Consider the following 19,048-nt stretch of genomic DNA (forward strand, 5'->3'; position numbering starts at 1 on the left):
TTTACCAATATTTTTCGTCTTTAAAAGACATTGCGGGGTAGTTGTTTTGCATAAAATCTTTATACTCACTCTTTTTTAAGTTTAAGCTATTTGCTTCAATCATTCCAGTAGCAACTTTAAGTCCAGCCGTATGTAATTCGATAATTACATTGCTACCTATGTTATCAACTGTATAACTCATATTGCCAAATGAAGCTGGAACTTTTGGAATATAATTAAAATTAGCATTAGTGAAGTCAACTGAACCACAAATATGAATAACATCTACATCTGATCTTATATCTTTTGTTTTAATGTAGCCACTATCGCCAATTAGTAACTTATTATTATGGTGTTCAAGTAAAACAATAGCATCATAGGAATCTATATTAATAATATTCTTGTATTCATTTATAATAGTATAATTATAGTCATTTTGATTTAAAACCTTTTGCACATATAGTGTGAAATGGTTACAACCTAAAATTAATATATTTGATGAAATGGGTGTATGATTCAAAGTTAATAAAAATTTTAAAACCATATATCCTAAATACTCTTTAGTTCTTAGTCTAGAGTCATCCTCATTTGTACCATATACCTTTATGTTTTTTTTGGCACATTCTTCTATGTCAAGGTCACTTTTCCTATACTCCCAAGTTTCCCACATTAGTGGGATAACACATTTTGAATTAAGTTTATTTATAATTTTATCATCAATGGGTCTTAAAAAACCTGTATTTGTTAAAATATCAACTTCATCTAAATTTAGACTGTTTATATCTGTAATAATTTCAACTCTATCTTCGAGATTTAAATATTTTAATAAATTATTTGTTTGCTTTTTAACATCCTCAACCGAACCATATTTAGAATCTTTAGTAAATGCATAAACATATTTTGCTCCAGCTAATGCAGCAATAGCTGGTGTGACAACATAGTTTCCTGTGGCAGCTTCTGTTAAAATTATTTTATTTGATAAGTCTAAGTTAAAATTAGCAATAGATTTTTTAATTTGATTTTTAATACTTGCAAAATTATCCATAGATATTACTCCACTCTTCAAAGTTAAGCAAACTCCAGATAAAGAGTCTTCTGTTTTGTTTCCCATTTAGGTGTTCATTTACAGAACTTTGTACTGCATCTTTGTCCATGTATTTGTATATATTTGCATCTTTGTTTAAGAGTTTCTCTTTAACAAACTCTATGCTTTCCCCCTTAAACCAACTGGCATCTGGACTTGAAAATCCTTGTTTTGTCAATGTTGTAATATTATTTGGGATATAACGGCTTGCCGTTTCGCGTAAAATATTTTTCCCGTCATTACTTTTTTGAAAATATTTGTGCTGTTTATTGCCAGTTTCATTTTCATTCATGCTTATAATATTTTGAAGGTTTGATAGTTTTAGATTTACTGGAATTTGCTGAGAAAAATCGACTAAATCATTATCCAAAAAGGGAACCCTAGTTTCAAGCGAGTGCGCCATAGAGAGTTTGTCCTCAACTACGAGCAAACCATGTAGAAATGTTTTTGCTTCAAAATATAGTGAATGATTTACATAATCTTCAGGAGAAGTTAGTCTATTGCTATGTTTTTTAAATACATCAGCAAAAATATCTCTTGTGCAAACATCTTTGACATCTCCCCAGATTGGCTTAAATACTTTACAAATCTCTCTGTTTGGGATTAGTCTTTGCCAAAATTCATAATATTTATTTATGTATTCATCAAAATCAACATTATTTACAGCTCTATAATATCTCCAAGGATAGCCTGCAAAAAGTTCATCACTTCCTGTTCCTGCTAGAACTACTTTTACAAATTTGCTTGCAAGTTTGTTGGCATAGTAGTTTGGATAACTCTGTCCAACACGAGGTTCTTCAAGATGGTAGGTAAAGTCACTTAAGCATCTTTCCATATCCCCTGATTTTAAGACCATTTCATAGTGTTCTGTTTTAAAAAGGTATGACATATACTCAGCTTTTTGTCTTTCATCATATGCGAGTTCCAAACCGCTTGCACTGTTTAAGTCAAAACCGACTGTGAAAGTCTTTAGATTCTTAATGCTTTTAGAAGCTATAGCTGCAATAGCCCCGCTATCTATTCCGCCACTCAAATAACTTCCAACCTCTACATCACTTACTAGTTGTCTATTTACGGCCTGTGTAAATAGCCTATCAAGTTCTTCTGTATACTCTCTTTCATCTTTTAAGTTTAGTGGTTTAGTAAAATCAAAATCCCAATATTGCTGTGTTTTTAAAGAGTGTTCTTTTTCTCTAAGATTTATCTTTATGTAGTTTCCAGCAGGAAGAAGTTTTATATTTTCATGGAGTGTTTTATCTGTAAAAATGTTTTGAAAAGTAAAGTACTCAACAAGAGCTGCTTTGTCAACTTCATAGCTGTAATCTTTGTACTCCAAAATAGATTTGGTCTCACTTGCAAAAAGTAAGGTTCCATCGTTGTTAAGAGTGTAGTAAAGAGGTTTTATACCATATCTGTCCCGTGTTAAAAACAGTTCTTTTTTAAAGTTGTCATACAGAGCAAAAGCAAACATTCCATTGAATTTTTTTATACACTCTATTCCCCACTCTATATATGAGTAGATAATTACTTCTGTATCGCTATTTGATTTGAATCTGTGTCCGCATATTTGAAGTTCTGCTTTTAACTCTTTAAAGTTATATATCTCACCATTATAGGTAATCCAAATATTTTGAGACAAATCGCTCATAGGCTGGTGTGCATTTATGCTTAAATCTTGAATAGATAGCCTAGTATGACCAAAAAACAAGTCCCAATCATGAGGATGAAGTTCATTAGTATTTATATTTTTATAGTAAGCTTTAAAAAAAGATATTCGTTTTGTGTGGCGACATCCAGTATGAAAAAAACATGAGCCACTACCATCGGGACCTCTGTGATGAAGGGTTTTAATCATAGCATTAGTGTATTCTATATTGAGAGATGGCTTTTTTAATGATACTACGCCAATAATTCCACACATATTAATCTTTTATTGCATCTAAAAATGTTTTGTTTATCTGTTTTAATGCTTCTTCATTTATAGGTTTTCTTTTTTCAAGTACAAATTCAACGAGCTCTTTGTTGTTTATAAGTTCATCGGCAACATCTATATAGTTTTGTATTGAATATGGCCATACATATTTATCATACAAATAGGACTCTTTGAGTTTGTCTTTTTCACTCCATTCATTCCACAGTGCTATATATGGTCTGTTTTTATACATATACTCATTTAAGCTTTCACCGTTTGAAATTTTAAAAGGTTCTAGCCACAAATCAATTACATGACCATAAACATGTGTGTCTATATATCCAGGGAAAAAGAATCTATCGGATATGCCTAATTGTTCAATTCTCTTTTTGATAGATTCTTGTTTTCCGCTTCCACAAGCCAAATAGATAGTTTGCGGGTTTTTTTTCATGATAGATGCTACAGTTTGGAGATACTCATCATCCTCTATTTTGATTAGTCTTCCAATAGTTCCTAAAATAAAACTATCTTTTGGGTAACTATCCTTGATTTTTTTAACTTCATTCATATCTACATGAGGGTTATAATAATCTTCTTCCATGTTAATGCTAAAACTATCAAAATCTAATCTATCCCCAATACTACCATGAGCTATTTTTTTATCAATATTTTCTAAATCATACTCATTATTTCCATGGCTCCAGTAAATCTGTTTAGGAGCAGTGCGAGTTGTAAAGAGGAAGTTGTACTCAGGACGAGAGTTGAAGCCTATTATCATGTCTATCTTCTCTTCTATAAGTCTATCTCTAACCTTGAGGGTTTTTTCTATTATCTCATAAAATGGATACTCATCACCAACATACTCTTTATGTAAATCTACATACTTAAAACCCAACTCTTTTAACTCTTGGACTGTTTCATCTAGTGAGCCAGACTCTATAAAATTTAGATTATAGATGATAAACTCATACTCAGCAGTAGGCGCTTTGGATAGAGATTCTAAAAGAGAGTAAAAAACGTTGTATATAGAGTAGGGTATGACTCTATCTATCAAAAAAGCAACTTTTATTTTTTTACTATTATCTATCTTTTTTTTGTTTGGTTTTAAATCATATTTCTTGATTAATTTACTCTTTATTAAATTCTCTATAGGTTTTTCTATCTTATCGTTAAACTCTTTTAGCCCATCTTGAGATGGTGCAGTCTCGTCCCAAGACATAAGCAAAGGAGTGTACATGTAAAATATTAATTCATCTAGTTCTCTTTGAATTGCTTTTTCAAAAATAGGATATAAAACTTTATAAATAGCTATATAGTCTCTGCTCCTATTGTATTTTAAAACACTTAGATAGTAGAGCTTAAAGATTTTCTTTTTTTGTTCCAAGGTACTTGATTCAAAAAAGTTATCATCAAAAAGAGCAAGAGAAAACTTTTCAATATACTCTTTAAACCTATCTTGATTAAATATTGTCTTTATGAGAACGAAGTTTTGTATTATGTCTAAAATTGTTTGATGTTCTGAGAGCAGCTTAAAATACTCAGCTTCAACCTCTTTCAAAGGAAGACCTTGTATAAGCTCCAAAGCATAGTTTAGATGGATGTTAAAGATATTTTTATCTCTTTGAAGATGCTTTAGTATAGATGTTGAGAGTTCTATAATTATGGGTTCTATGGTTAGAATATGCTCTTTAAAAAAAATTGTTATTGTGAGTAATTTTAAGATTATATCTTTGTTTGGCTCTTCATTATCTCTAACATATTGTAAAAAAACCAACAACATGACATTGAGATTTGAGGCGCACACATCTGTATCTAAAAAAGTGTTGACTATATCTTCTTTCTGTTTTTTTATGGAGTCTATTGCCTGAGTAATGCTTTGCGCAATCTGCTCTTTTGTATCATCTGAAAAACCAACACCATCAAAATTTAATTTTATAATTTGAGGGTGTATAGTTTTTGAGAAGTAATCAAAAAAAGTCCCAATTGGAACATTAATACAGTTTAATGGTGCTTCTTGTAGAAAAACACCATCATAAAAAAAGAGAGTATCTACACTATTTTCACTGTGTAAAGCATCATAAAGAGCAACTTGAGGATTAAAATAGTAGGTGCTAACTTGCTTCATATAGTATTTTAATTATTTGCTTCAGCATCTATCATCATTTGAAGAGATGAAAATTGTGAGTTGATTCTGCTTATCATTCCATCATATGCAGTAAATCTTTTTGCCATTATTTCATATCTTGTATCAAGTGATGCTTTTGCTGCTGCATGATTCTTAGATAGACTCTTCCCCTCGTTTTTAAGGTCGGTTTCAAAGTTGCTGAGTAAATTTCCATATCCAGTATAACTCTTTAGCTTCTCATCAACAGTGGTAAAAAAACCTGTAACTTTATTTCCTTCACTATTAGTTCCTCCAGTAAAAAACAGTTTTACTGCATCAGGGTCCTCTTTTAGTTTTGTTTCTAAAGTTGCTTTATTAAAGCTCATCTTTCCACTTCTATCTATGTCTATTCCATAGTTTATTAGAGAGTTATTATTTGTATTTAGTGAGGTTATCGTTCTTGTTAAGTCTCTAGAGATAGACTTTACAAATGAGTTTCCATTGAAAATCCCCTCAGCCCCAGTCGCTTCATCTTTTAATGTCATATCATGTAGATTAGCTATAAGTGCATTATAGCTATCTGTAAAGAGTTTTAACTCATCACTAATAGCAGTACTATCTTGTGATATATCAACTAAAGAGAAGTCTCCTTCTTGTTTTAGTTTGATATTTACGCCAAGAATAAGATCACTAACCTCATTCGTTGCTCTTGTCATTGCAATACCGTTATATTTAAAAGTTGCATCTGATGCTGTTTGTACTTTTTCATATCCATTAGGATTTGTAATCGCATTGTAAGGATCAAATAAAGCAGCATTTAAAGAGCCTGCGCCAGCAGTTCCATCATCAGTATCTGAGACGCTTATAGCTTGAGAAGCTCCTGTTGATTTTGATGAGAGAACTAAGTTATAAGAGCCATTTCCTGTTTGTAAAACAGAAGCTGAAACAGAGCTACCCGCAATTTCAGTAATAGATTGAGCTAGAGCTGAGAGGGTTGTTGTTCCATCATAAGGTATTTCAAAATTATTTATTTTTAAAACACCTGCACCCGATGCTATTGTTGAAGCAGGAGTAGCAACTGAGCCAAATTTTGTTATATCTTTTTTAGCAAGAGCTACCGTCTCTAGTGAAAAAGACTCTACAGTTGAACCTGCATCTACCTTAACTTCTGCTTTACCACTACTTTTAACACTCTTGCTATCAAAAATAGTGTCATAACTAAGAGCTGACGCACTCGCTTTAAAAGTCTTCATAAGAGAATCTAACAACTTATAAGCATCTTGTTTTTGGTTATTAAGAGTAATTTTGTTTTCTAAAGGTTTAACGATTCTTGATGTATCAGCCTCTTTTAGCTGGTCAATAACATCAGCTGTCAATACTCCTGAACCAATACCTAGTGAGCTAATATTTGAACCCATAATAAATCCTTTTTAAATAATATTTAAAGTATAACACTATAATCGACTATACTCCAATTATATTTAGATAAATTTTATAAAGGATAATTTTACGATTTATCTATAAACAAAATAGAAGTTGTGTCGATATACTCTCAATGAAAGAAACAAACGGCGATCAAAAAGGACTCAACATGTATGGCTCAAGCGCTCACAATATTTATGCACAAAACAACGTAGGTATAGAATCTCCAGCAAAACTTATAGAGATGTTGTATGAGGGTGTACTTCGCTTTAATGCTCAAGCAAAAAAGGCTATAAATGATAAAAATATTGAAAAAAAGATTTATTGGACAAATCGCTCTATAGCAATTGTAGTGGAGTTGGTCTCAGTGCTTGATAAATCACAAGGCGAGGTTAGTGATTATTTAAACGGTCTTTATAATTATCAAATTCAGCTTTTAACAACTGCAAGTTTAAGGGGCGATACAACAAAGCTTGATGAAGTTAGTACTGTTTTTAAAGCTCTTCTTGAGGCGTGGAGAGAGACTACATAAATGTGGATTAAAAAATTACAAATTGCAATCATAGAAAAAGATGCGGATACTATAAGTATTTTGATAGAAACTACACCTAAGTTTGAAAGTGTAAAAGAGATAGAGAGTGCTATATATCTATTAAAAGAGGCTAATGAAGTTATGCATACTCTAAAAAATGAAACTGCCCTTACTATGAAGCAACTGAAAAAAAATATAGACTTTTTAGAATCCACTCAACCACAAATAAGAAGTAAACTAGATTTACGATTTTAAGTTTTACATGTAAAGAAATTCTAGTAAAAATTTAGCTAAGTATAAAAATATTTGGTTATAATTCCGTTGCTTCTCTTTAGACCTGTGCAATGGTGCCCTAAGGTACTGTGTCAGGGTAGGAATACAGCAGCACGCTTTTATGTACTATGTGCCGCAGGTATCTGAGGAGGAGTCTCTTTATCCAACTTTTTCATTAAAACTAAATTTTATTTTCTCATTTAATCCAAGTAAACTCTTCAATAAAACTAAATTTCACCTCAAATTTGAATTTTTTTAATTATCTTTTCTGTGTTTAGATATTCCACATGCTTGGTTTGGTTTTGGTGGATTGTTTTTTAGATAATTTAAATCTTCCAATGTTTGAGAAAGTACTCTTTTTTGTTGCAACAGAGGTAACATTCTGTTGTCTTTTTCATTCATAGCTAGACTCATGTCTGCTAGAATTGCCTCTACCTCTTTGTCTAAATCACTAAGTGCATTATTGATGTGTTTTATTGAATTCATAGCGTGAGTATAACAAAAATTAAAAATTTTGGGTATAATTGCGCTTCAATTTACAAAGGAGTTTCGATGCCAAAGATGAAATCTGTTAAAGGCGCTGTAAAGCGTTTTAAAGTTAAGAAAAACGGTACAGTTAAACGTGGTACAGCGTTTAGAAGCCATATCTTGACAAAACAAGATCCACAAACTCGTACAACACAGCATAAATCAAAAATTATTGCTAAAGTTGATGAAAAAAATGTTAAGGCTATGATTAACTAATTTTTAGTTGATTGTTAAATCTCCAACTACATTAGTTGGGCAAGACCACTTAAAGTGTGGCACCTTGAACACAGAGCGTGTCATAGGTAAAGAAAAAAGGAAATAATATGCCAAGAGTAAAAACTGGTGTTGTTCGTAGAAGAAGACACAAAAAAATATTAAAATTAGCAAAAGGTTTTTATAGCGGACGCCGTAAACATTACCGTAAAGCTAAAGAGCAGTTAGAGCGCTCAATGTACTACTCATTCCGCGATAGAAAGCAAAAGAAACGTGATTTCCGTAAACTATGGATTATCCGTATCAATGCAGCTTGTCGTTTAAATGGAATGAACTACTCAACGTTCATCAATGGTTTAAGCAAAGCTGGTATCGAGCTTGACCGTAAAATCCTTGCTGATATGGCAATGAATGATGCAGCAGCATTTAGCGCAGTTGCAGCTTCTGCAAAAGCAGCTCTCAAGTAAATAAACTAAGTGCACAATTGCTGCACTTAGTAACCTCTTCTAACTATTTATCTATGCTTTTTCACTCTCAAGTTTATGTAAAAACAGCACACTAGTACCTTTTGTATTGTAGTAAATTCCAAGCGATGCTTGTCTGGAAATATAAACACCTCTTCCATTAAAATTTTTTCTATTTCTAAATATGTCGCTAAGAATTTGAGTATCAAATCCAGCACCCTCATCTCTTATGGCTGTAGTAACATATTTGTTTGAGTTGTACTCAATAATATTTATACATACTGATATTTTTTTATTGCAGGTTTTCTCTAGCTTCTCTAAGGTCGCAAAATAGTTGTCATCGTTTATAAGCTTATGTTTCATCTGAGCATCAAGCCCAAGATTGCCATGTTCATAAGCATTCATAAACAGCTCATTAAAGACGACACCAGCATTATAGATAAGCTTATAATCACTGCTAGTACAGCTCCAAAAATCTCCATACCACTCATTTGCCTTCTCTATTGCATCTAAAGAAGTATCAAAAACATTTTGAACATTAGAGATATATTTCATCAGATTAAATCTATTTATAAAGATGAAAGTCATATCATCTTCTTGCTTATCTATCCTCCAAAGGATTTTTTCTCTTAACTCATCTTTTGTGAAAGAGGCTAGAAAATCGCTTTGCAAATAATTTGCATAAGTTTTATCTTTCTCTCTAATACTATTTTCAACAACTCCATCGCTGTAAAAAAGAAATTTAAGTATATTTGAGATATTAAATGATGATATTTTTATTTTTTTTATATATTTACTAAGTGGGGCATTATTTGATTTGATTTTAACTATCTTGCCATTAGTTGTTTGCAGAAGAGAAGAGGGCATTGCAAATTTTGCATAGTGCAACTTTGAGTTTTTATAATCTATTAACATAAAATCAGCTGACATCGCTTCATCTTCAAGAAGAACAGGCTTTATATATTCAACAGCACTATTTATGAGGCTCTTGAAGTCAAAATTATTAACTCTCTTATCTATGAGATGATTTAAGTAAGAAGTTAAAAGCATTGAGCTTAAAGAGGCAGAGAGACCTTTGCCCATTCCATCAATTATAAAATAGAGTTGCATATTTTTATCTATCTCTCTTGCGCTGTATGAGTCTCCGCTTAATACATCAAGAGGTTTATAGAAAAAATCAATAAGCGCAATGGAGCTGTTTTCATGCATCTGGTAGTAAAAATCATTTCTGATAATATTTAGTTCTTTGGCAAATGCCAACTCTTCTTGCAGAGAGTTATATTTACCTTTTGTCTCAAGCTCTTTTAATTTTTTTTCTCTTTTCTCACGTAGATAGTTATCGGCTATAAGTATTTTAGAGACTTTTTCAACAGCTTGAATAACTTCTGTAAGAATAATTGGTTTTTTTAAAAAATTATTTACATTTAATTTAAGAGCTTCTACGATAATATCAATCTCTTGCACCGCAGATACAAGAATTATTGGGATATCTTTGTCTAGCTCTCTTATGAGTTTTGTCATCTCTATGCCATTTAAATTTGGCATCTCATAATCTGTAATGATTATGTCAATCTTTTGCGTTTTAAATATTTCAAATCCATCTTTGCCATTATCTGCAAAAATGACACGCTTTGTAATATTTTTAAAAATGGAGTGATATATTAGCTGAGTAGTTTTGTTGTCTTCAACACAAAGAAGTGTTAAAGAGCTAAGGCAGTCTAATAAGGAAGTATCAACATCACTAGACATTATATTTTGAATTTACTCAACTCATTTTGTAGCCTATTAGCATCGCTCAACAGCTTGGTAGCAGCTTCATCTACAAGATTTCTATGTTCAGTGTTTTTCTTAGAGAGCTCTATGATTTCATCCATATTGTGGATAAGCTCTTTTGTTTTTGTAGCGATATAAGTGCTTTGATACATTACATCGCTTGATTTCGCATTTGTCACAGATAGATTCTCTTTTGTCTGCTCTGAAGAGGAGATTAACTCTTGTGCAGAGTTTGCAATATTGCCCATATTTTCTGATGTTACTTGAGTCTCTTCCGATATCTCGATAACGTTTTGTGTTATAAGATTTACATTTGCACTTATCTCGCTTAGACTTTTTTGTGTTCTCTCTGCAAGTTTGCGCACTTCATCTGCAACAACAGCAAAACCTCTTCCATGCTCCCCTGCGCGTGCTGCTTCAATCGCAGCATTTAGAGCAAGAAGATTTGTTTGATCCGCTATATCTGAGATAATTGCTAAAACATCTTTTATATTTTTTGCTTGTTCTGTTAAAGAGTACACTTTTTGAACTAACTCTTGTTGACGATTGCTTCCATGCTCAATAGCCTCAACAACTAAATGAAGCTGATTTACAAAAGTGTCAAGAACACTGTAGGTAATATTAAGGTCCTCAGTAACTGTGATTGAAGACTCTTCAATAGCATCTAGTCTCTGTCCAACTTCAGTTACAAGAGTATTGATAACGGTGATTTTTTTATCTGCTACTATGCCATTTTTTGTAAGTTGCTCAACAATACTGTTTAACACTTTACTCTCACTTGAAGTTGTAGCAGATACATCTTTTGCTTGGTAAACACTCTCTTTAAATGCAATTATCATCACATTTAAAGCTTTTGAAATTCGAGAAATCTCATCATTTCCCTCGACAATAATATCACATGTCAAATCTAAGTTGCTAGAGACGCAATCAATTTTCTCTAAAGAGCTTCTAACGCTTCTGTTAACGCCTCTGCTAATTATGAAAATTATGATAAAAATAGCAATAGCAAAAGCTAAATAACTTCCAATAGAGATAGTTGCCTTTTGGATAGAAGCTGCTTTTAGCTCCTCTAAAAGAAGAGTGTTCTGCTTTGCCAACTCATCATCTATCTCTTTTAATATATCAATTTTTTTTGTAATTGTGGAAAACCAAATAACACTATCCACTCCAAGGGAGCCTTCATTTGCTCTTAATTTTGCTATCTCTCTCATCTTGTTAACTTCAGCGATTACAGGCGAATTGATTTTTTGTTTATATAAATCTTTTGAGCTTTGAGTTGCCATTGATAAAAATGAATCAAGAAAAGCGTCCTGCTCTGCAACTAGTGTTATCCACTTAGCAAAAGCACCATCAGAAAACTTATCAGCAGCAAATGTAGAACTTAGCACTGCTCTCTCAACTCCTGCTCTCTCTTTTGATTTTAAAAAGTTGTTATAAGCACTCAGAGCTTTTACAAGTTCAGCAGAGTTAGCTAATTTTGCACTTAAAGAAGTAATATTTAAAATTTTTGAGTTCATCTCTGTATAGTAAGTGACAACCTCTTTTGAACCTATAGAGAGTTCTGTTACTTTTGAGCGAATCTGCTCTATTTGTGACATTTTTTCATTAAAAGCAGATATCTCATCTTTCAACTCTTTGGGAAAAAAGTCCAAATCAAGACTCTGTATATAAACTTTTAGGCTCTCATACTCTTTTGTTGTAGAGGCTCTTTGGTTTGGCAGTATATCGCCAAACTGTTTTCCATGTGAACCTATAAAACCAGCACTCGCACCTCTCTCTTTTTGTGTTTCATGGATAAGGAGGCTTAGTTTTTGTGAGAGAGTATTTAAACTTTGTGATTTTGAAATGTTCTCTTTATCATCAATGGCTTTGAGTGTAGCGATTGCGATAATTATCAGTGCAAAAGAGACAACTATTGCTGTTATGAGATTTAGTTTATACTTTATACTCATTAAAGACCTCTTTTTGCTTTAAACATGGCTGTTAGATTTAAGTCGTCAAGAAGTTCTAAAAGCTGCTCATTTCCAACATTTACATGTAAATCTATGTTGTCTTTTAAGACAAGTTTGTTAAGATAACCAATAACTGAGGATGTTATTGAGAGAGAATCAACTATATTTAGATGAATAGCTTTATGCGCAGCTGCTACATCGTCAACAATTTTTTTTATTGCTTGAAAATCACTAATGCTTTTTATATTACCTGCGATTGTGACAATGTTAGAAGATATTTGTAGCTCCATCTTTTTTTATCCTTATTTTTTTATATTAAATATAAAATTTAATAATAAGCGGTAGTTTATACTCTAAAGGATTAAAATAAACTAAATTTTTTTTATTGACTCTATCCAGTCAACCATTTTTTTCTCATATCCGATAGGTTTTAGAGTTACAAATTTTAGTGGTTTTGATAAGTAGTTTTGTTTAACATATCCTCCAAAATCGTGAGGATATAAGTAGCCCTTACTGTTTTGAGTTATATTTTTTGGAATATCAAGCATTACGCCATCATTTACCGCACTCAGTGCACTCTTTATTGCCAGATATGCAGAGTTAGATTTTGGCGAAGCACAGAGATAAATTACGGCTTGAGAGAGGATTATTCTAGCCTCAGGATAGCCAATTTTTGAGACACTTGTCATAGCACTTGTAGCTAGAGTCAGAGCTTGTGGATTTGCATTTCCTACATCTTCACTAGCTAGTATTACAAGACGTCTAGCGATAAACTCTGCACTCTCTCCGCCATCAATTAGACGGGCAAGATAGTAGATGGCAGCGTCCATATCAGAGCCTCTAATGGACTTAATCATAGCACTGCTCAAATCATAATGAACACCAGCTTCACTGCTTCCAACACTTAGTGCATTTGGACGAAGGGATTTTAATATATCTAAGGTAATGTGTGTCCCAATATTTGAAGCAAACTCTAAAAGTTTTAGCATCGACCTTGCATCGCCACCGCTACTCTTGATGAGATACTCTAGCGCTTCATCACTACATGTAATGTCAGAGCTATCTAATGCTCTTCTTAGCAGCCTACTTAGAGCTTCATTTGAGATGTGATGAAGTTCAAAAAGCATTGAGCGGGAACGAATAGCAGAGGTTAGAGAAAAAAATGGGTTTTCAGTAGAAGCACCGATGATGAGAGCAGAGTTGTTCTCCATTACAGGCAGAAGAACTTCTTGTTGGTTTTTTGCCAAGCGATGTACTTCATCTATAAAAATAAGTGGTTTTTGCAGAGTGTTTTTGTACTGCTCAAATATCGCTCTGAGCTGTTCAATCTTTATGCTTGTTGCGTTAAATTCATAAAATGGCAACTCCATCGTTTTTGCGATAATTCTAGCGATAGAAGTCTTTCCAGTTCCTGATGGTCCAAAAAAGAAGCTATGCCCAAGAACGCCTTTTTGGCATAAAACTCTAAGTGGGGCTTTATCTTTGCTAAGATGATCTTGACCGATAAGTTCATCAAAATTTGAGGGTCTTAAAAGATGGGTAAAATCCGCCAACTTTTAACCTCTTTTTTTTGTTACTTTCTTATCTTTAAAAACCTTTTTTTTGTCATCTTTCTTTTTATCGTCTTTATATCTTGGTTTTTTTGAATCTTTGTCACTTTTTTTGTAATCTGTTTTTTTATTATCAGTTTTATCATATTTTTTTACAGAAGGTTTCTTCTCACTTTTTTCTTCTGCTTTTTTCTCTTCTTTTAAGAATTTTGAGAGTGCAGAGTACTCACTGCGTGATAAAAATCTAACTTTCCCAGTTGGAAGGTTATTAAGCTCTATCTCTGCAAAACTGACTCTCTTTAGATCAACTATATCTGTTCCAAAGTGCGCAAAAAAGCGTCTAAGTTCACGATTTTTACCTTCACTAAGAGCTACTTTTAAAATAGAGTAGTTCGGTTCGTTTTTTTGGATTTTATACCCTATAAAAGGTTTAAATTCCATAGAAGTAACTTTAGAATGGCTATGCCCGCCAGCAGTTGCATCATCTAACATCATCCCATTTAACATGGCAGCTTCCATCTCTGATGTAACTTCACCTTTAATTTTAATCTTGTAAATTCTCTCCAAATTAGACTCCATAAGCGCAGAAGCAACTTTTGAAGCGTCAGTTAAGAGTAGCAATCCCTCAGAAGCGTAATCAAGTCTTCCAACTGGGACATAGTGTTTATACTCTTTTGGCAAAGTATCGTAAATAGTTTTTCTCTCTTTAGGGTCACTCTTGGTAACTAACTCACCTTTTGGTTTGTTATAGACAATAACGGTATATTTGTCACGTGGAGTTACTGGTTTTCCGCTTACATAAACAACATCAACTCCCTCATATATATCTGTTGCTGGGTTGTCTTGAATTTCGCCATTTACCCTTACATAGCCATCTTGTATGGCTTTGTCAGCCTCTCTTCGTGAGTAGCTTGAGTGGTGTGCGATATATTTATTTAGTCTCATGATATGCCTTTTTCTATGAGAGTGTGGATGTGAAGCACGCCAAGGACTCTCCTATGTTTATCTGTTACAACTAAGAGTTGTATCTTCATCTCTTCGATGATAACAAGTGCTTCACTTGCCAAAATGTTCTCATCTTCAATCGTCTTTGGGTTTTTTGTAGCGTATTTTAAAACGCTCTCTTCAAGTGAAAAATCCTCACTCATCAAAGCTCTGCGTATATCGCCATCACTCATAAGTGCTAGGAGTCTATTTTGCTCATCTGTAACTAAAACAGTTCCAAGTCTGCCCTCGCTGATTTTGAATATCGCATCTTTTACTTTTGTATCGGCTTTAACTATAGGTAACTCTTTTACTCTCATCAAATCTTTTACTTTTACAAATAGCTGTTTGCCTAAAGCTCCACCTGGATGAAAAGAGGCAAAATCACTCTTTTTAAAGTTTTTTGCTCTCATAAGACACACAGCAAGTGCGTCTCCAAGCGCCAGAGTCAGAGTAGTTGAGCTAGTTGGTGCGATACCAAGGGGGCAAGCTTCTTTGTTGACTATTACATCAATTACAAGATCGCTATATTTTCCAAGTGTTGAGTTTTTATCTCTTGTCATGCCGATAAGTGGAGTATTAAATCTTTTTATATGAGGAAGTATGGAGCTTAGCTCTTCGCTCTCTCCGCTGTAGCTTATAGCGATAACAACGTCGCTATGACTTATCATTCCAAGGTCGCCATGAAGCGCTTCTGTTGGATGTAGAAAAAAGCTCGGAGTTCCAGTAGAAGCAAATGTCGCTGCCATTTTTGCGCCGATTAGTCCTGATTTTCCAACACCTGTGACAATCAACTTACCTTTACATGTAAGGATTATCTCAACTGCTTTGTCAAAAACATCATCAATTTTATCGGCACTATCAAGTAGTGTTTGTGCTTCTATTTTAAGGGTTTCTTGTGCTATTTCTTTGTAATTCATGGTGCAATTATACCCATTTTTTGGGTATAAATTGCTGGGAGGGTAACTATTTTATATCTGGTTTTGGAGTTGTTTGAGTTGATGCTGGGAGCTGAGGTAAAACAACAGGCTCTTTTCTACCATCTAGGGCTTTTAAGAACTCTTCGATTGAAGCAACTTCAACGTCATTTATATCAGCGCCCAATTGGATACGTCCCATCTCTTTTATAGCATCTCTAAGCTCCCAGATTTGACCATTATGGAAGTATGGTGCAGTCTGAGTAATGTTTCTTAGTGTAGGAACTTTTACCATACCATTTTTATCGCCTTTAAAGTCACCTACATCTTGAAACTTGTAAACGCCTGTAATGTTAAACGCATTCATCTCTCCGCCAAGAGCAATGCCGTTATGACAAGTTGCACAACCTTTGTCTATGAAAGTTTTAAGACCATCTTTTTGCGCTTTTGTTAAGGCATCTTTTTTGCCATTTAAAAAGTCATCATAAACTGATGGAGTAACTAAAGTTCTCTCAAATGTAGCAATAGTATCAGCAATCTTTTCAAAAGTTATTTTTACATCTTTGCCATAAGCAGCTTTAAAATCCGCCACATATTGAGGCATAGAAGTCACAACCGCAGCTACATGTTCTGGTGTTGCAGACATCTCAGGAGCAGCTTGCATAGGACCTTGAGCTTGCGCCTCTAAGTGTGGATCACGTCCATCCCAAAATTGTGAGTTAAAAAACACAGAGTTATAAACAGTCGGTGAGTTTAAGTGGTGAGGATTTGGAGTCCACATATGCCCAATAGCCGCAGGAATACCATCATCTCCGCCCTCGCTAAGATTGTGACAGCTGTTACAGCTTATAAAACCGCTCTTTGAGAGTCTAGGGTCGAAATATAGTTTCTTTCCGAGCTCAACTTTTTTTTCACTAATTGGGTTTTTTGGATTATCAATTAATTTTGAGAGCTCTTTTTTATCAGTTGGGATTGGTTTTAATCCAGCTTTTTTTGCATCAATCAACAAATCAGCACTAAGTGAAGAAGTTACAATAACAGCAGATAATAATATTTTAGTGTACATGGTAGTAATCCTTTTTTTAAATAATGTCACAAATCTTACATTTTATATGCTTAATAACATATAATGAAAATATATTATTTTTATAAAAATAATATATATAGCTAGCTTAGTAAAGTTTCTTGGAGATAACTGTTATTTGAGAATAAGATATAATAGTTGCTAAATTTTTTTAAAGGGAAAAATATGAGAAATAGACTTGGAAAATATGTCAGTAGTATCAATACACTAAACGTTGAAGAGAGAGCACTTTATTGCAATACGTTGATTTTGGCAGAAGAGGGTGCTGGTAAGACAAACCTTGCATGCAGAATAAGAAACTATGTGATAGATAGTAATGTAGCTACTTTGTATCTTGATTTTTCTAACTCAGAAGAGCATGAGATAGAGATAAGATACAAAGATGAAAATTTTAATTATATAAGATTTGATGAGAGTGATGAGTTTCAAGCAGAATTTGACGCTTTAGTTAGTCAAAACAAACACATATATATGGCAGTTGATCCTAACTATTTCTCAAATAAGAGAGATATTACTAGTAAATTAACATTTACACTACAGCACAAAGGGCTTTTAGCTAACTACTACTACTTTTTTCACGATATCGAAAATCTAAATGGATTTTATACAAAATTTGAGGATTTCTTACTCTACATGTTAAATTTTTTAAACCTTAAAAAATATGGACTTACATTTTTAGCGCAGCCTCACAGCTCGTTTGAAAATCCTCAACTGAAGCTTCTTTTTACATTTTTATACCTTGGAAAATGCTCAAATTTAGAGTATTTCAACACTGCAAATCTTAAAAAGTTGCCAAAAAACAGATTCTTTTATCAGTACAGAACAAACTATCACACACTTCTCTTTAATGACATCAAGAGCAATATAGTTCAAATCGATGAGTATCTTTTTAAAGAGTAGAAGTGCAGAAGCTTTTTGATGAAGTAGCCTCTCTTGATGAGAGATGCTACAGAGAGTTTTACTTAAGTGAAGATATTTTAATGGAGCATGCAGCGCATGGCATGGCTGAGTATATTCGTAGCAACTTTAAAAAAAATGTAAAAATTAGCATTGTTTGTGGAAGTGGAAATAATGGAGCTGATGGTTTGGCTCTTGGGAGACTTTTACATGGCGATTTTGATGTTTCTCTTATTTGTGCAAAACCTCCTAAATCAAAAATGGCTCTTTTGCAAAAACAGCGTGCCGCTAGCATTGGCGTAAGAGAGTCTTTGGAACTCTTAGATTGTGATGTATTAGTTGATGCGATAGTAGGCACTGGTTTTAGTTTAGAAGCAGATAAGGAGATGGCACAGCTTATAGAGAAGATGAACGCTATAAACGCTTTTAAGCTTGCATGTGATGTTCCCTCTCTTTACCTTTTTAACGCTGATGTTACATGTACTATGGGTGCTCTAAAGAAGAGAATGTTTTTAGATGAGGCAAAAGAGTATGTCGGCGAGATACATGTAATAGATCTTGGAATTTGCAGAGATATTTATGAGAGAAGCAGCAATTGGAATCTTCTTGATTTACAAGATTTGAAGCTTCCTCATAGATTTAAAAAAGATTCGCACAAGGGAAGTTATGGGCATTTAGCAGTTATCTCTGGGCAGATGAGCGGTGCTAGTATTATGAGCGCCATGTCTGCTCTTAGGTTTGGAAGCGGGCTTGTAACACTTGTAGGATTTGAGAAAATAGAGATTCCCCACTCCATAATGTACTCACATGCAGTACCTAAAAATACAACTGCTTTGGCTTTAGGAATGGGTCTTGGAGCTGAGTTTAGCAAGGCTGAGCTTGCCAAGTTTTTATCTAACGGTCTCCCCTTAGTTGCGGATGCAGATATTTTTGGTATGCAGATAGTTTTAGATATTTTAAAAAGAGAGAGTGTTGTTATAACTCCACATGTAAAAGAGTTTGTCTCGCTTTTAAAGATAGCAGATATTGCAGAAATATCTGTTGATGAGTTGCAAAAAAACCGCTTTATGTACGTTGAGATGTTTTGCAAAGCTTATCCAAAAGTTACACTTCTTCTAAAAGGTGCAAATGTCATAATCGCTCAGGATGAGACTTTTTATATAAATCCACATGGAAAACAATCTTTGGCAAAAGGCGGAAGCGGCGATGTACTAAGTGGTTTAATTGGTGCTCTCTTAGCTCAAGGATATGCTCCTTTGCAAGCAGCCATTCATGGCTCTTTAGCACATGTAAAACTCTCCATTCTTTATGAGGGTGCTGATTTTTCACTTACTCCAGATGATTTGATAGATGCAATTGGTAAACTATAAGATGGCTTAT

18 protein-coding genes and 1 other RNA gene are annotated in these 19,048 nt (G+C 33.5%); 7 read left to right on the forward strand and 12 right to left on the reverse strand.

Annotated elements, in window-relative coordinates:
- Position 1: 1 nt before the first annotated feature.
- Genes SUDEN_RS01005 through fliD form a run of 4 tightly spaced genes read right to left on the reverse strand, consistent with a single transcriptional unit; the run spans position 2 to position 6,497 of the window.
- On the reverse strand, positions 2 to 1,024 hold the full coding sequence (locus SUDEN_RS01005) for a hypothetical protein (RefSeq protein ID WP_011371835.1): 1,023 nt from the start codon (positions 1,022 to 1,024) through the stop codon (positions 2 to 4).
- Positions 1,017 to 2,984: an asparagine synthase (glutamine-hydrolyzing) gene (asnB, locus tag SUDEN_RS01010; protein ID WP_011371836.1), complete on the reverse strand. Its 1,968-nt coding sequence runs from the start codon at positions 2,982 to 2,984 to the stop codon at positions 1,017 to 1,019. The genes SUDEN_RS01005 and asnB overlap by 8 nt, the downstream gene beginning before the upstream one ends.
- Before the next feature lies 1 nt (position 2,985).
- Entirely contained in the window at positions 2,986 to 5,100 is a 2,115-nt protein-coding gene (locus tag SUDEN_RS01015) for a hypothetical protein (protein ID WP_011371837.1), read from the reverse strand.
- A gap of 8 nt (positions 5,101 to 5,108) precedes the next feature.
- Positions 5,109 to 6,497: a flagellar filament capping protein FliD gene (gene fliD / locus SUDEN_RS01020; RefSeq protein ID WP_011371838.1), complete on the reverse strand. Its 1,389-nt coding sequence runs from the start codon at positions 6,495 to 6,497 to the stop codon at positions 5,109 to 5,111.
- 173 nt (positions 6,498 to 6,670) lie between these two features.
- On the opposite strand from fliD, the gene fliS reads away from it, so the two are divergent.
- The 3 genes from fliS to ffs all read left to right on the forward strand — a co-directional run bounded on the left by fliS (position 6,671) and on the right by ffs (position 7,459).
- A complete protein-coding gene (fliS, locus tag SUDEN_RS01025) occupies positions 6,671 to 7,033 on the forward strand; it encodes a flagellar export chaperone FliS (protein ID WP_041672386.1) in 363 nt (120 codons plus the stop codon).
- Entirely contained in the window at positions 7,034 to 7,288 is a 255-nt protein-coding gene (locus tag SUDEN_RS01030) for a hypothetical protein (RefSeq protein ID WP_011371840.1), read from the forward strand.
- A gap of 73 nt (positions 7,289 to 7,361) precedes the next feature.
- Positions 7,362 to 7,459, forward strand: an RNA gene (gene ffs / locus SUDEN_RS11170) — signal recognition particle sRNA small type.
- 102 nt (positions 7,460 to 7,561) lie between these two features.
- On the opposite strand, the gene SUDEN_RS01035 is transcribed toward ffs, so the two are convergent.
- Complete coding sequence (locus tag SUDEN_RS01035; protein WP_011371841.1) at positions 7,562 to 7,792, reverse strand: hypothetical protein; 231 nt, start codon at positions 7,790 to 7,792, stop codon at positions 7,562 to 7,564.
- A gap of 66 nt (positions 7,793 to 7,858) precedes the next feature.
- Here SUDEN_RS01035 and rpmI point away from each other — a divergent pair, with 66 nt between their 5' ends.
- Positions 7,859 to 8,050: a 50S ribosomal protein L35 gene (gene rpmI / locus SUDEN_RS01040; RefSeq protein ID WP_011371842.1), complete on the forward strand. Its 192-nt coding sequence runs from the start codon at positions 7,859 to 7,861 to the stop codon at positions 8,048 to 8,050.
- A gap of 107 nt (positions 8,051 to 8,157) precedes the next feature.
- The gene (gene rplT / locus SUDEN_RS01045) at positions 8,158 to 8,514 is read left to right on the forward strand and encodes a 50S ribosomal protein L20 (protein ID WP_011371843.1); all 357 of its coding nucleotides are present in this window, start codon (positions 8,158 to 8,160) and stop codon (positions 8,512 to 8,514) included.
- Between the two features lie 51 nt (positions 8,515 to 8,565).
- Here rplT and SUDEN_RS01050 read toward each other — a convergent pair whose 3' ends face one another.
- From SUDEN_RS01050 to SUDEN_RS01080, 7 genes are all read right to left on the reverse strand, one after another.
- Positions 8,566 to 10,260: a response regulator gene (locus SUDEN_RS01050; RefSeq protein WP_011371844.1), complete on the reverse strand. Its 1,695-nt coding sequence runs from the start codon at positions 10,258 to 10,260 to the stop codon at positions 8,566 to 8,568.
- A complete protein-coding gene (locus SUDEN_RS01055; RefSeq protein WP_011371845.1) occupies positions 10,260 to 12,236 on the reverse strand; it encodes a methyl-accepting chemotaxis protein in 1,977 nt (658 codons plus the stop codon). The genes SUDEN_RS01050 and SUDEN_RS01055 overlap by 1 nt, the downstream gene beginning before the upstream one ends.
- Positions 12,236 to 12,526, reverse strand: a complete 291-nt coding sequence (locus SUDEN_RS01060; RefSeq protein ID WP_011371846.1) for a hypothetical protein — start codon at positions 12,524 to 12,526, stop codon at positions 12,236 to 12,238. Before SUDEN_RS01060 ends, SUDEN_RS01055 begins: the two co-directional genes overlap by 1 nt.
- 81 nt (positions 12,527 to 12,607) lie before the next feature.
- The gene (locus SUDEN_RS01065) at positions 12,608 to 13,789 is read right to left on the reverse strand and encodes a replication-associated recombination protein A (protein WP_011371847.1); all 1,182 of its coding nucleotides are present in this window, start codon (positions 13,787 to 13,789) and stop codon (positions 12,608 to 12,610) included.
- Positions 13,790 to 13,792: 3 nt separating this feature from the next.
- A complete protein-coding gene (locus SUDEN_RS01070; RefSeq protein WP_011371848.1) occupies positions 13,793 to 14,731 on the reverse strand; it encodes a pseudouridine synthase in 939 nt (312 codons plus the stop codon).
- Positions 14,728 to 15,690: a KpsF/GutQ family sugar-phosphate isomerase gene (locus tag SUDEN_RS01075; protein WP_011371849.1), complete on the reverse strand. Its 963-nt coding sequence runs from the start codon at positions 15,688 to 15,690 to the stop codon at positions 14,728 to 14,730. Before SUDEN_RS01075 ends, SUDEN_RS01070 begins: the two co-directional genes overlap by 4 nt.
- 46 nt (positions 15,691 to 15,736) lie before the next feature.
- Positions 15,737 to 16,753, reverse strand: coding sequence for a cytochrome-c peroxidase (locus SUDEN_RS01080; protein WP_011371850.1), 1,017 nt, complete (start codon positions 16,751 to 16,753; stop codon positions 15,737 to 15,739).
- Positions 16,754 to 16,936: 183 nt separating this feature from the next.
- Between SUDEN_RS01080 and SUDEN_RS01085 the strand changes: the two genes are divergently transcribed.
- Together SUDEN_RS01085 and SUDEN_RS01090 are read left to right on the forward strand one after the other, a co-directional pair.
- The gene (locus SUDEN_RS01085; protein ID WP_011371851.1) at positions 16,937 to 17,671 is read left to right on the forward strand and encodes a hypothetical protein; all 735 of its coding nucleotides are present in this window, start codon (positions 16,937 to 16,939) and stop codon (positions 17,669 to 17,671) included.
- 2 nt (positions 17,672 to 17,673) lie between these two features.
- Entirely contained in the window at positions 17,674 to 19,038 is a 1,365-nt protein-coding gene (locus SUDEN_RS01090; RefSeq protein WP_011371852.1) for a bifunctional ADP-dependent NAD(P)H-hydrate dehydratase/NAD(P)H-hydrate epimerase, read from the forward strand.
- Positions 19,039 to 19,048 lie beyond the last annotated feature (10 nt).

It is taken from the genome of Sulfurimonas denitrificans DSM 1251 (genome assembly GCF_000012965.1).
Lineage (GTDB): Bacteria > Campylobacterota > Campylobacteria > Campylobacterales > Sulfurimonadaceae > Sulfurimonas > Sulfurimonas denitrificans.